Below are 13,175 nucleotides of genomic sequence, written 5' to 3'. Positions count from 1 at the left end.
TTCATTTTTTCTTTTCGTTATAACTTACTTTAATTGTTTCCTGCTGATATTTTATTTCTGATGGTTGTTTGATGACATTAATAGTTATATTTTTTGTTTCGCCAGATTTTAAAGTAAATTCAAACTGGTCAATCGGTATTTTATATTTTTTATCCAACCCGTTTCTGTATACTTTTACCGTCCAATCTCCGGGACGCAGATAAGTAAAATCAAAAAAATCACCCAATACTGCCATTTTTCTGAATACCTGACTATCGCTGGAGATTTCAACAATCACATTTTCTTTTTTCTTTTTTCTGGTTGAAAGCTGTGCAAAACTCAATGTATTGTCGTGCTCTTTATATTCAATTTTTCCCTGAATCTTTGCAGCACTTGTCAATCCAAAATTGAAGAAATTTTCTTGATCAGTTAAAATTAAAGATGCAGGAACATTCCGGTCTGTGATATCATTGATATCTGTAGTTGATCTGTCAATCTCCAAAACATAATCTCCGGGATTAACATTTTTGAATACATAATTTCCACTTTTGTCGGTTACAGAAAGATGATTTCCTAAAATTAGCCGGATCCCATCAATCTTTTTTACTCCTAGATTTTTTATATTTCCTGATAAAGTAGTGTATTCTGCGATTTTCTGGGTCGGAATATTCATTCTTAAAGTATAACGCAGCGAAAAAATAAAATCTTTATTTCCCAATTCTCCACGCTGTAAATTGTATCTCGCCGAAACGCCAAGCTCATGCCCAGAAAAAATCTGTTGATTAAAAAGAAGTTCAAAAAGATTTCTATCCGTATAATAATCTTCCGGCATATAATTGTTCTGATAAAAAAGACTGAAATGTGTTTTGTCTGAAAACCTGCTCAGAATTCTTGCTCCAAAATAAAACTGATTCTGATTTTGCAGCTGATAACGAGATGTAAGTGCATAGCTGCCATAGATGTTGAATGAAGTTTTAAATTGTTCGAAACCAATATTGGCGGTATAAAAACTCGAGTTTCCGGAAATTCCGGTCAGATAGTTATCTGTTTTCCCTAATTGTCCTTCGATATTTAACTGAAAAATACCGATTTGTTGGTTAACAGAAAGCTTAAAAAAATGGTCTTTGTAATCAAATTCTTTGGGCATTAATCGGTCTTCATATCTTTGTGAGCCGCCGTATAATGTTATATTTCCTTTCTTCGAATATTTATATTGTACCCCATATTGCAAATATTTACGATATGGCGCTGCCAGAAATAGAGTGTCACGCTGAAAATTTTTAGCATCCTGAACATAATTTGCAATAAGATTTATTCTTTGTGATAATTGATATTGCAGATTACCATTAATATTATTCGTATCATTAAAGTATCCTGCATATTCTGGGCTTGCCCGCATGTACATTACGCTTCCTCTTACTCTTTCATAATTTGCAGTCGTTTGAATCATATAAGCAGTTCCGTCGGTCTTTTCTGTTTTGCTGTACGATGTCTCTCCGGAAATTTCAAGATTCTTATTCATACTAAATTTTCCTGCTAAATAAGGTAAATGTGCATTTGAATCTAATTTCATATTACTAAAATTAAAATCTTTACTTTCCGTATCAAGTATTTTATATAAATATCCTGCAGTGATTTCCGATTGTTTTCCAATTTTTAGTTTAGAATAAATATTAAATTCATCTTTAATATCCGTAAAGAATCTTGGATGGTTATAAAATCCGCCAAAACTTATTCTTTTTAGGTCGAAACGAATTTCTGCACCTCGGCCGTATCGTGCATATTCGGTTAAAAAAGAGGCGAAATAATTTTTATCTCCCAAATGAACCCATAAATTTTCGCGCTTATAATTCACAAAATATTCTTCGTACTGGGTGAAAGAATTAAAATCTACCGGATTTTTGGTAACTGCATGAAACTCTAAAATATTTTTATTTTCAAAGTCTAAACTGCCTTTTCCATAGATCTCACCTTGAAAACCTTGATCATAACGACCCCGATTTTGCATGCCGATCATAGAAATAGAGGCCGAAACGGGAAATCTGTGGTAAATATCATCCTCAACCGGTCTTGTAGAAATGATTTTTATGCTTGAATAAGCAGTTTGAATTTCCTGCGGATTTTCTTTAGAATAAACTGAAAGATTTACATTCTGATATTCATTTTTCCCTAAATCTGATGGAGTATTTTTGCTAACTATAATTTTTTTACTTTCTCCAGGAGCCAAAGCTAAAGAAGCGCCGAGATCAATCGCCGCATTTTTACTTTCTAAAATTAAATTTTCAGTAACGTTTCCGTGATTTTTTAATAAAAAAGTTGATTTAATATTCTCTCCGGCTTTTACAAATTCCGGAGAATCTAAAAGTGTAAGTGATAGTTTTCTGTTCCCTGAAACTAAAAAATCTGTAGTCTGAGTTATTTTTTCTCCTGTTTGTACTTCAGTTCCTTTCACGGACACAGAATATTTTCCTTGAGGTGTTTCTGTTGCGATCTGTAAAGGGACAATATATATTTTACTTTGATTTGGAGCAAGGGAAATTTCTCCGTTTTTTAAAATCGGGATAATAAGATGATGAGAAGTTTCAGTTTTCAGATTATAGTTTTTTACCACAGAACTGGTGTTTTCTAATGTAAAAGAAACAGAAGTAGATGTTCCCGGTTTTAAACTATCTTTTTCTTGAGAAAAAATAGAAGCTGGGAATAACAGAGTAAAATAAATAATCCATTCTTTAGTCATTTTTTACTTCTAGTTCTACATTGAGAGCAAATGCATTTTCTTCTTCGTCGGTAGCGATAAGTACAGCATTATACTTATCGGGTGGCATTTGGCTGATATCAATATGAAAATATTTTGATGTTTGGGGTAATAATCCCAACGCCTGACTTGAAAAGTTTCCGAGTTTCTCTCCGTTTTTTTTACTGTAAATTTCAATATTTGCGGTTGGCTTGCAATAGAGATTTCCCCTGTTTGCAATAGCAACCTTTAAAATTTGTTTTCCTTCTTCTTTTTCAATCTTTACTCCTTCAAATGCAAGATCGTGCTTTGCTTTTTCAGAATCAAAATCTGTAATCACCTGAATTGCATAGCGAATAATTGAGGTAATATTTACGCCCTGTTTATTATCATTTGGCTTTATTTCCTCCACAGGTTCTACCATAATTACGCTCCAGTAACTTCCCGGTTCAGAAAGATGATCAGGAACGTTTATTTCGTAGTAAACTTCTGTTTTCTGTTTGGCTTTAAGAGTGACAAGATTGGTATTCAGTTTTATCCAGTCTGTATTGGTTTTACTGTTGGTATGAGGAGCAGAATAATTAATGGTACCGTCAGATTTGTAACTGTAATCCTGAAGAAACAATTTTACGCTTTGTTGTTGATTCCCCGTATTTTCTATTTCAATTTTTCCCTTGTAAACTTTTCCGTTTTCTACCTGATAAGAGTGTGAAAGACCGTTGAGAACAACAATTCCGGCTTTTAGAAAACAGAATTGCACGATGAAAATTAGCGATAGGAAAATGCGCTTTATCATATTAATGTAAAGTTTGGTGTTTAAAACATTGATGATACAAGATCAAGAAGAAAAAGCGATTTCTTCTTGCCTGTAAAAGATGAAGTCGGACAGATTAGTTATCTGAAATAGTATAGGTAACCGTAGCAACTGTAGTTGCGGCTGTCTGTAGATCTGCATACACTGCAACTCCACCGGGGCCACTTCCTGCAGCGAGAGCATACGTAAGATTATGACCGTTATTGGCTCCGTTACCTGTATAAGCACTTCCTATTCCTGAAATAATTGTTTGATCTGTTGCACTCAGTGTCAACTGAGCAGCCGGAGTTCCCAATGTTCCTCCTCCAGAACCTGTAGCTGCCGCTGCGGTTACTTGAATATCAATTCCAGGAATAATAGCATTTACACTTACAGATACATTACGGGTTGGGTCTGCAACAGATTTGATAGAAGAATAATTTAACCAAAGTGTGGTGTTGGATGTATTTGGAATCACCGGATTTCCCGCTTCGGTAGGTGCTGTGAATCCTAAAGTAATATTTTTTGTAGCGGCTGGCTCAATATCTACCAGTGCTACTTCGGGCACACTTATGGTAATTGTGTGATTGTCTGTGTTTGTGTCTTGCGCTTTAAGATTTGCCGAAAGAGCAAAAGCTGCCAAAGACATAGCTATGCTAAATGTTGTTTTTTTCATGGTATTAGTTATTTGGAATTGTGAAGTTAATAAAATTCATTATAATATGACATATATACTCATAAAATTTTATTGTTATATATGTCATTTACAATATTTTAATAAGTCTCAAAATATTATTTTGCATAATTATTAAAAAAAAATCGTAAAATTTTATGACCACAATCACCAAAAAAAATCTTACACAGAATAACGCTATAAGATTTTTTTCGTTACTAATCTAAGACCAGATTACTAGTTATTATCAGTTTCCGGATTCTATTCTTCCAGTAAAATGCCAGCTATTACTATTTGATTTAATTTTGAGATCGTACCAGCCTTTTGTTTTGTCTAAATTGATAGTTATTTTTTCGTCTAAAGAAGCGTTGAGGGTAAAATCTTTCTTATTCCCGTCATACTGATTTTCTAAACCGATATGTAAAGTATTTTTGGATACATTCGTCAATGTGACATCTACTTCATTTTTATAGAGATTACAAAATAGAGTTACCTGTAGCTCAGGGCTTTTGCTTCCTTTAAATTTTCTCATAAAACCATTTGGACCCGTTACCTCATAATTGTATGACTTTATATCTACCAAATGCGAAATCTCACCATTTGAATTCAATTCATAAGAAAAATAAAAGTCTTTTGTATTAAATTTATTTTTATCATAAATAATTATGGGTACCGCAGTATCTTTAAAGTTGGTCATTACGATCTTGTCACCTTTAAGATTTACATCGTAATTGTATTGTAGTTGGGTTGATGGTTTCATTTCTCTTTTTCTTGAATGTCAATAGGTTATTGCATTGATTTTTTCCAAAATAGATTGAGAAATGGTGGGAGAATTAGTTTCTTTTAAAGAAAAATATTTCTAATATCAAATGTAAATCAACAGTATTACCTGCTTGTAAATTATTTGTTACAATTGAAATATTATTTCAGTAAAAATAATATTAAAAACTAATATAATGTCAATGTAATGTTAATTTATTTACGAATTAGAAAAATAATCGAAGTTATCATTAAAACCTGCTCAAAATTCCCCAGTGAATTTTTATATCGTTAAACTTAAAAGGATTTCCAAACTCGTTACCATTAGAAAGCTGAAAACTCATCAATCCAAGCGGAATAAAGAAATTGAAACCAAGACCAACGCTATATAATTTAGGTTTTACGTTAAGCGATTTGTTATTGAGCTGCCCATATTGTCCGAAGACGTCAAAAAATGCCTGATTTCCGATGAGATATCGGTATTCCATTCCTGCGTAGTAATAGAAATCGGCGGCGAGAGAGTTTTCATTAAAACCCCGGAGAGAATTCCAGCCACCAAAACGGTACAATTCGTTGGCAGAAAAATCAATTTTAGAATCCATCATTGCGCCTTCTCCTTTTATGTTGAGAAAGTGATTTCCGTTGATATGATAATTATATTCACCAAAAAAGTAAAACTGATTTTGATTGGCTTTTATATTTTCAGCCGTATAGTTGGTTGCCAGAAAATCGTATCCAACATTTAATTTAGACTTGTAAAGAAAAAGATCAATATCGGTAGGCTCGGTCATGTCAAAGAAAATACCAATCCCCTTTTTGTTGTAATCTTTCCCCTGGATATAGAGGCTGTCGAGAATTGCAGATGACTCAAAAGTTCCTCGAAGCCCGATTTTTTGCCTGCTGTTGAGATGATAATAAAACGCGGGTAAAGCTTTTACGTTGGCAAAAGTAGAATCTTGTCTGAAGATATTTACTTTCATATTTAAACCCACATTAGAGTTAAATAAATACGGAATATCAGTCTGCAGATCAAAAGTCTGACCTTTGTCGGGGTTTCTCTGCCAATAAAGATTCACGGCTTCAAAACCATTAAACATATTTTTAAAATTGACATTCAAAGTTCCGTTCAAGGTAAATTTGTCTGTCTTATCATTTCCAAAACCGATGACTCCGTCAAAAGTGTTGGTTTTTTTCTTTTCCATAAACAGATAGATCTGTGTGGAATCTTTTGTGAAAAGAGTTTGCGGTTGCCTTTCAAGCGTTATAAAAGGATGGCTTTGGAAATTTTTATTGATGGCAATCAGATTTTTGTCATCATACGTTTTTCCTTTAAATTCTTTTTCAAGATTTTTTATAAATCTTTTGGGAACTCGGGTGTATCCTTTTGCCACAAAACCGTCAATCGTACGTTTATTATTTTTATTAATATCAAGTTCTACAATCGGAATCCCGTTTTTCTGACCTTTAAACTGAGACTTGATCCGGCTGAAAGCAAATCCGTCATCAATATATTTTTTGTTGATATTTTTTTTGACTGAATCTAAATTTTTTGTGAAAAACTCTTTCTCCAGTTTGAATTTGTCGACAATAGAATCGGAGAGATTAACGTACGTTTCATTGAAGTTTTTGCCTTTGTCATAGAAAATCTCTGTGCTGTCACCTTTTATTTTAACATCTTTAAGCTCAGTAAAAAAATAATTGCTTTGCGCTAAAGAATCAAGAAATTTGACAGCAGAAACCGAGTCTTTTACCTTTTTTTTGACTTGCGTTTCTGTATCAATAAGGAAATAATGTTTCTTCTGCGCTTGTACAAAAACGCAAAACAGGATAAAAAATATGTTTAAAGTTAATTTCAACTATTAAAATGTATAAAAAAAGTTTGTCATTCCGTAGGAATCTAAGCTATTATGCTAAAATCTTTGCCTAGATTCCTACGGAATGACAAAAGTGCAGTTTTATTTTTGGGAGATTTAATTGCTTTAATAACTGAAACTAAGCCAGTTTATTATACTTCTTCATTAAATTCTCGTAAGTTCCCTGTGGTAAAATCCATTTCAAAGGAACGCCGATTTTCTGCCCGAATTTACCAAAATAATAATGAGCTTTCCATTTATTTTTAGTTAAAAGCTTGTCAATATATTCTGCAACTTCCAAAGGTTCAGTTCCGTCGCCAACATGAGAATTCATCAAAGAATATACTTTATCGAAAATAGTTGCGTATGGTTCAGAAACTTTTGTTTTCACACGATTTTCGGCAATATTGGTCTTAATATCGCCTAAATGAAGCGAACAAACATCGATATTCCAAGGGTAAACTTCATATCTCATCGCTTCCGTAACTTTATCCAAAGCAGATTTTGAAGCCGAATAAAATCCACGGAAAGGTAATCCCATCTCACTTCCGATACTGGAAACATTGATGATTTTTCCGAATTTATTTTCCCGCATTTTCGGCATTACAGCAGTCATCATCTGAACTGATCCTACAAGATTTAGATTGAATAATTTCAAAATATCTTCTTTTGTAGAATCTTCTACCGAACCCACCATTCCCATCCCTGCATTGTTAATTAAAACATCAATTTTAGTTTCTGTTTTTAAAACTTCAGCGATTGCATTTTGTACCGCATCATTGTCTGTAATATCTGTAGGAATTGATTTGAAATACTGACTTTCGGTAAATTTTCTGCTTAAACCGTAAACGTGATGACCTTTCTTCCCGAAATATTCTGCTAACACGAAACCAATTCCTGAGGAAGTTCCGGTGATGATGATTGTTTTTGACATTTAATAGTAAAAATATTTATTTGAATTAGGAATCTTGAATTTATTTTCACCGATCCTAAAACCGTTCATTTTTTTGAGTACGGTAAATTTATGAATAAACTCTTTATAATCATCTTTTGGAATGTCTGTTTTGTTGTCATCACAGCTTGAAAACTGTTCGTCAACAATTGTTTTTCCTGTTGAGAAGTTGACTTCGTAAGTGAAATTATAATCACAAGTGTCATCCAATTGATATTTTGAGCCAATCAAATAAAAATCACCATTTTGAAATCGAAAAGTATATTTTGAAGTATATGAATGTCTTGAATTTGTGAAGAAAAGCTGAGAAATGATGAGACAATTATTTTTAATTTGTATATCAAGCTTGTTATCTTCTGGATAGAAACCGTATTTGCTGTCAATAATTACGGATGAGTTTTCTTTCCATATTTTTAATTTTCCGTTGATGTTTTTGAGGATGTAAAACTTTCTTTCAAAACCTTCAGATTCTGTTGTTATGTTGGTATTAAAAACAATTACTGTTTCATCTTTTCCGTCTTTATCTAAATCTCCTTTGGTTTCCAAAATTTTTTCATAGCCTTTTGGAATCTCAAAATTTTTCAATTCCTGCGACGGAGAAATTGAAAAGAATATAATTATAAAAAAAGAACAGAGTTTTTTCATTCATCAATCATTAAGAGTTTAATCTAATATCATTTTTTAAGATCTTTCTTTAGTTTTCAAATTATAAAGCGGTTTCCTACGATTTTATAATTTACTACCGTTCATTTTTATAAAAGGTAAATTTATGTAAAAGAACCAAAAAATAAGACTTTCGATATAATAAATCTATTGAACAATGTAAAAATGGATTAACTACACTTCAAAAAAAAATCCCGAAGACATGCTTCAGGAATTTTTTAGTATTTAACAGTTTTAATTAAGGTTCTATAATAATACTTCCGCATTGGCTCCCATTAGGAGTACAATAATAACGTTGACGGGGAATGCAGCATTTATAATATCCTACCATACAATTTTGAATACACACTTCGATTCCCCCGCTAATACTTTTCAATTCTTTTCTTGAAATTTTTTTTAAGTTTTTCATAATGATTAGTTTTAAATGATTTGAATATTTGTGGCGTTTAATATCCACACTATCAAATATATAAAATTTATCAGTGCGAAATAGAATTTATATTTTTTTATTTATTAATCATTAAATACTTAAACCAATATCCTCCCTTTCGATCATTCCTGTGGTTTCCAAATCACAAATACAGCCTTTTACGGTTTTGTAATTTCCGTTGATACGGGTTTCTTTTCCGTTGCTGTCTTTGATGATAATTCCGGCAGAATAATCGTTGCCTTCGGCGTGATAAGATCTGTAAATTACATATTCGTACCCATTATTTTTGAATAAAATATTGTCAATTTCCATTCCTGCATTTTCTTTTCCACCACCTCTCATATAAGAATTGTAATGAAATTTCTTCCAGCTTTCTTTGTTTCTTTCGGCAGGAAATTCCATCTCGACTTTAGCTTTAGTTCCAAATCGATATTGAATGTATGTATTGGTTTTATCTTTTACCAAAGACATTTTTTTACCATTTTTGGTTTCAAATGAATAAATAACTTCCTCGTTAGGCAAAAGATACTGCGCCCAAAATGTCAAAGGAAATAGAAAAGCAAAAATGATTACAAGTTTTTTCATATAAATTAATTTTCAAGAATTGTATTTAAATCTTTCCAAAACATCGGATACGATTTTTCCACCACATTTTCGTCTTCAATATTTAAGTCTTTAATAAGGCAAAATGGTGCAAAACTCATTGCCATTCTGTGGTCTTGATAGGTTTTGATTGAAATGTTTTCTTCAGGATCTTTAAAACTGATTGATTTGATCGTTGCATCTGTGATTTCAGTTTCTGTTCCGAGTTTTTGCAGTTCATTGTATAATGCCAAAAGTCGATCCGTTTCTTTGACCCTCAAAGTTCCCAAACCTGAAATTTCAAAAGAAATTTTCAATGCTGCAGCAGTTACACAAAGAGTCTGGGCAATATCAGGGCAATTATTCATATCCAAAATAATCTTTTTCGGAAATATGAAATTTTCAATAGGCTGAAGGGTCAATTTGTGCTCGTCTTCTGCGAATGTGGTTTTAATCCCAAAAAACTTTTCATAAATATCTGCAATCGCAGAATCTCCCTGTGTAGATTCTTTGTAAAAACTTTTCAGATGAATTGTTTCTCTTCCCAAAGCTGCGAAAGAATAGAAATAGGAGGCCGAGCTCCAGTCGCTTTCTACTTCATAGTTGATAACCGATGAATGATTATCAATAAATGATTCTACTTTTATAGTGTTTCCTATAAAGCTGTTTTTTATTCCGAATTTGGTTAAAATATCCAAAGTCATTTCAATATATGACCTTGAAGTAACTTCACCTACCAAATTTATTTCCAAACCATTTTCCAGTTTTCCGGCGATTAAAAGAAGAGAAGTAATGAACTGGCTTGAAATATTTGCCGGAACATCTACTTTTGTTTCTGTGATTTTTCTTCCATTAATTTTTAAAGGTGGAAAGCCTTCATTTTCCAGATATTCGATTTGTACACCAAGATTTTGTAAAGCCGTAACCAAATTTTTAATTGGTCTTTCTTTCATTCTTCCGGAACCGGTAAGAATTGTAGTTTTTCCGTCTTGTATCGAATAATACGAAGTAAGGAAACGCATTGCTGTTCCTGCGTGATGAATATCTACAATCTCTGTTTCCTCAGATAATGCTTTTCTTAGCAATTGTGTATCCTGAGAATTGGAAAGGTTCCCGATTTTTATGGCTGCAAACAGACTTTCTAAAATCAACAAACGATTCGAAATACTTTTCGAACCGCTGATTTGTATGGTTTTGTTTCCTATTAATTTTGATTTTTCTAGCTTCTTCATTATTTCATTTCTATTTTAGAGATAAGCAATTACTTAAAGTTGCTTTATCTTTTAATTCATTTTTAAATTCTACAGGAAGATTTATTTTGGTAGAACACCAATATTTTTCTTCGTATTTCTTTAAATCAGAATTCCACATTATTGCTTTTGCATCATTGTAATCTGAATTATAATAATATAGATTTTCTTTATCATCAACATAACAAAGCCAATAATGGTTATCGCTGAATGTCATATTTATCGGTTGCTGATAAAGAATTTTTCCATTTTCATTCGTAATAGCAAATACTTTACATGAGTTCTCTATATTTTTTACAATAATTTTTCTTTGTGTTCTTCCCCATGAATATGTTGCATTTGTATTAATAAAACCTTCTTGAATAAAATTGTGTTTGGATTTTTCAGAAGAACAGTAGGTTAAAGAAAGAATTACAAATAAAAATAAAGTAAACTTCATGAAATTACTTAAGTTTTTCATTATTGTGATGTCTGTCTTTGTCGCGATCAGTTTTTATTTTCATTTTTTTATCGAAAGCATCCTGTAGATTGACTCCGGTTTGGTTGGCTAAACATAGCGTTACAAACAAAACGTCTGCTAATTCTTCTCCCAGATCTTTACTTTTATCACTTTCTTTTTCGCTCTGTTCACCGTATCTTCTTGCGATAATTCTGGCAACTTCGCCCACTTCTTCAGTAAGCATTGCCATATTGGTTAACTCATTGAAATATCTTACCCCAATGGTCTTTATCCATTCGTCGACCTGTTGCTGCAGATTTGTAATTTCCATTTTTTTAAGAGCCAAGTTAAAAGTTTAAAGAATTAAGTTAATTTCATTCATCATTCATCATTCATCAATTATCAATTATCAATTTTACTGATAAGCGCCTAACGTCGGGCTGGTCGTTCTGGAAACATTTACAATATCTGTAGGAACTGTGTTGGCAACCGTTACATCACCTTTATTTTTTGCAGGAGAATCGGCTTTTACTCTTAAGTTCATCTTGGCAGCGAAATAATTCATAAATCTAGGATCCTGATTTTTTATACTCTGAACGACGCTGGAACTTGTAAAATCAAATCCGGCTGCACTTATTCCTGAGTATTTCAGTAAGCTGTTTTGAATGCTGAAATTGAGCAATTGTCCCGGAACCTGATTTAAAGTTAAAGAATTATCCCGATCAGAATAAATAATACTGTTTCTGATATTGATATGAAGAGACCCCGGATCGGGTTGCCCGTTTTCTTTTTTAAATTCATTGGTGGCGTAAATTCCGTCACGGGTAAATTGACTTAAAACTTCAGAATAATTAACAATCGTAGAGTGTACAAAGTCATAAACTCCACCTTTGAAGATTCCAACGCAAGCCTCGCCGCAGTTATTCATTACTAAATTCTTTGCATTGATATTTGATCGTACCGAATAAATACCATATTCCTGAAATGTATGAATGAAAGAATTGCTTATTGTCGCATCGGTTTCTGTCATTTCCAGACCTCTTGTTCCACCAAAAAGTCGGGTATGATTCATATTCAAAACAGATGCTGCTTCCATTTTAATAGAATTCCAGTTTCTTGGGATGGTGTCATAATAGCTGTCATTTCTGTCACCACGAATAATTACCTGATTATCTGCTGTTCCGTTGATATTCAACGTTGCGCCGGATGAAACTTTCATTCCGCTGTTTTTATGGAAATATATTTTTGTTCCCGCTTGTACGTTTAAATTAACTCCAGGATCAAGCGTCAAATCTCCGTAAATAATTTTAGCTTTATTATTAGACCAAGTTGCATCAGAAGCAATAACATTTGGGTTTGAAGGAGTTTTAATGAAAAATTCAGCATCCTGAACAACAGAAAATAAAGTGACATGTTGTTGTCCGGCTCCGGTTGTAAACAAAACTCTGTCTTCGGCAATCGCTTCAGGACCTGTGGCTTGAGGTGCAATTTCTACAAAAATATAAAGACTGTCTTTCTTTCTGAGAGGAACATTCTGGAAATCGTGTCCTGTTTTTCCGTCTACATTAATTTTATATAATGATGCAGCTCCTTTTTCAAGACTGATTCTTGGGATCATCACATCTTTATCTTCATTATTAAATACTTTTACCAGATAGGTTTCTGAGCGTACCTGATGATAAACAGTATCACAGAATACGGTATCTCTCGAGAAACTCAATTCCTGAGAAGGTGCATCAAAGCTAATATCATCCTTATCACACGAAATTGCCAAAAATAACATCCAGAATGAGAAAAAGAGTAATGATTTGAATTTCATATGTAGAAATTTTTTGTTTATCTAAGGTTATATGTTATCGCTTAACCTCGTTGGTATTTGTTATCAAAGACAGCTCTGGCGATTTCATCGAAGTTAAAATTTATATACTTTTCAAATTTAACGAAAATACTTTAATTTTCTTATCTTTTAAAAATTGTTGACCAGGTATTTGTATATTATAAAAATTATTGTATTTTTGCAACCTAAAATTTAGCAGAAGAAATACCATTACTATTTCGAAAGCAAACT

13 protein-coding genes are annotated in these 13,175 nt (G+C 32.5%); all 13 read right to left on the bottom strand.

Annotation, left to right across the window (positions count from 1 at the left end; translation table 11 throughout):
- Position 1: 1 nt before the first annotated feature.
- Entirely contained in the window at positions 2–2,716 is a 2,715-nt protein-coding gene (locus EG358_RS19365) for a hypothetical protein (protein ID WP_076560448.1), read from the bottom strand.
- The gene (locus EG358_RS19360; RefSeq protein WP_076560446.1) at positions 2,709–3,509 is read right to left on the bottom strand and encodes a WxL protein host-binding domain-containing protein; all 801 of its coding nucleotides are present in this window, start codon (positions 3,507–3,509) and stop codon (positions 2,709–2,711) included. Before EG358_RS19360 ends, EG358_RS19365 begins: the two co-directional genes overlap by 8 nt.
- Before the next feature lie 94 nt (positions 3,510–3,603).
- Entirely contained in the window at positions 3,604–4,182 is a 579-nt protein-coding gene (locus tag EG358_RS19355) for a hypothetical protein (protein WP_076560444.1), read from the bottom strand.
- Between the two features lie 244 nt (positions 4,183–4,426).
- Positions 4,427–4,939: a phospholipase domain-containing protein gene (locus tag EG358_RS19350; protein WP_076560442.1), complete on the bottom strand. Its 513-nt coding sequence runs from the start codon at positions 4,937–4,939 to the stop codon at positions 4,427–4,429.
- Positions 4,940–5,189: 250 nt separating this feature from the next.
- Positions 5,190–6,794, bottom strand: a complete 1,605-nt coding sequence (locus EG358_RS19345) for a BamA/TamA family outer membrane protein (RefSeq protein WP_076560440.1) — start codon at positions 6,792–6,794, stop codon at positions 5,190–5,192.
- 136 nt (positions 6,795–6,930) lie between these two features.
- On the bottom strand, positions 6,931–7,725 hold the full coding sequence (locus EG358_RS19340) for an SDR family oxidoreductase (RefSeq protein WP_076560438.1): 795 nt from the start codon (positions 7,723–7,725) through the stop codon (positions 6,931–6,933).
- Complete coding sequence (locus EG358_RS19335) at positions 7,726–8,388, bottom strand: hypothetical protein (protein ID WP_083677032.1); 663 nt, start codon at positions 8,386–8,388, stop codon at positions 7,726–7,728.
- Between the two features lie 256 nt (positions 8,389–8,644).
- The gene (locus EG358_RS20105; protein WP_407919825.1) at positions 8,645–8,815 is read right to left on the bottom strand and encodes a bacteriocin-like protein; all 171 of its coding nucleotides are present in this window, start codon (positions 8,813–8,815) and stop codon (positions 8,645–8,647) included.
- A gap of 111 nt (positions 8,816–8,926) precedes the next feature.
- Positions 8,927–9,421 carry a hypothetical protein gene (locus EG358_RS19330; protein WP_076560437.1) on the bottom strand — a complete coding sequence of 165 codons (495 nt, stop codon included), beginning with the start codon at positions 9,419–9,421 and terminating at the stop codon, positions 8,927–8,929.
- 5 nt (positions 9,422–9,426) lie between these two features.
- Positions 9,427–10,650 carry a 3-phosphoshikimate 1-carboxyvinyltransferase gene (locus EG358_RS19325; protein WP_076560435.1) on the bottom strand — a complete coding sequence of 408 codons (1,224 nt, stop codon included), beginning with the start codon at positions 10,648–10,650 and terminating at the stop codon, positions 9,427–9,429.
- A 10-nt stretch (positions 10,651–10,660) separates the two neighbouring features.
- Complete coding sequence (locus EG358_RS19320; RefSeq protein ID WP_143748610.1) at positions 10,661–11,107, bottom strand: hypothetical protein; 447 nt, start codon at positions 11,105–11,107, stop codon at positions 10,661–10,663.
- A 4-nt stretch (positions 11,108–11,111) separates the two neighbouring features.
- On the bottom strand, positions 11,112–11,438 hold the full coding sequence (locus tag EG358_RS19315; protein ID WP_076560431.1) for a nucleotide pyrophosphohydrolase: 327 nt from the start codon (positions 11,436–11,438) through the stop codon (positions 11,112–11,114).
- An 84-nt stretch (positions 11,439–11,522) separates the two neighbouring features.
- The gene (locus EG358_RS19310; protein WP_076560429.1) at positions 11,523–12,926 is read right to left on the bottom strand and encodes a hypothetical protein; all 1,404 of its coding nucleotides are present in this window, start codon (positions 12,924–12,926) and stop codon (positions 11,523–11,525) included.
- Between the last annotated feature and the right edge of the window lie 249 nt (positions 12,927–13,175).

The sequence above is a fragment of the Chryseobacterium indoltheticum genome (genome assembly GCF_003815915.1).
In the GTDB taxonomy this organism is placed as follows: domain Bacteria; phylum Bacteroidota; class Bacteroidia; order Flavobacteriales; family Weeksellaceae; genus Chryseobacterium; species Chryseobacterium indoltheticum.
This window is presented reverse-complemented; position numbering and strand designations above follow the sequence as displayed.

Excerpts from the sequence above, each read along its gene's own strand:
- EG358_RS19320 (WP_143748610.1), bottom strand. The coding sequence starts at position 11,107 with ATGAAGTTTACTTTATTTTTATTTGTAATTCTTTCTTTAACCTACTGT.
- EG358_RS19350 (WP_076560442.1), bottom strand. The coding sequence starts at position 4,939 with ATGAAACCATCAACCCAACTACAATACAATTACGATGTAAATCTTAAA.
- EG358_RS19325 (WP_076560435.1), bottom strand. The coding sequence starts at position 10,650 with ATGAAGAAGCTAGAAAAATCAAAATTAATAGGAAACAAAACCATACAA.
- EG358_RS19335 (WP_083677032.1), bottom strand. The coding sequence starts at position 8,388 with ATGAAAAAACTCTGTTCTTTTTTTATAATTATATTCTTTTCAATTTCT.
- EG358_RS19340 (WP_076560438.1), bottom strand. The coding sequence starts at position 7,725 with ATGTCAAAAACAATCATCATCACCGGAACTTCCTCAGGAATTGGTTTC.
- EG358_RS20105 (WP_407919825.1), bottom strand. The coding sequence starts at position 8,815 with ATGAAAAACTTAAAAAAAATTTCAAGAAAAGAATTGAAAAGTATTAGC.
- EG358_RS19360 (WP_076560446.1), bottom strand. The coding sequence starts at position 3,509 with ATGATAAAGCGCATTTTCCTATCGCTAATTTTCATCGTGCAATTCTGT.
- EG358_RS19355 (WP_076560444.1), bottom strand. The coding sequence starts at position 4,182 with ATGAAAAAAACAACATTTAGCATAGCTATGTCTTTGGCAGCTTTTGCT.
- EG358_RS19330 (WP_076560437.1), bottom strand. The coding sequence starts at position 9,421 with ATGAAAAAACTTGTAATCATTTTTGCTTTTCTATTTCCTTTGACATTT.
- EG358_RS19365 (WP_076560448.1), bottom strand. The coding sequence starts at position 2,716 with ATGACTAAAGAATGGATTATTTATTTTACTCTGTTATTCCCAGCTTCT.
- EG358_RS19315 (WP_076560431.1), bottom strand. The coding sequence starts at position 11,438 with ATGGAAATTACAAATCTGCAGCAACAGGTCGACGAATGGATAAAGACC.
- EG358_RS19310 (WP_076560429.1), bottom strand. The coding sequence starts at position 12,926 with ATGAAATTCAAATCATTACTCTTTTTCTCATTCTGGATGTTATTTTTG.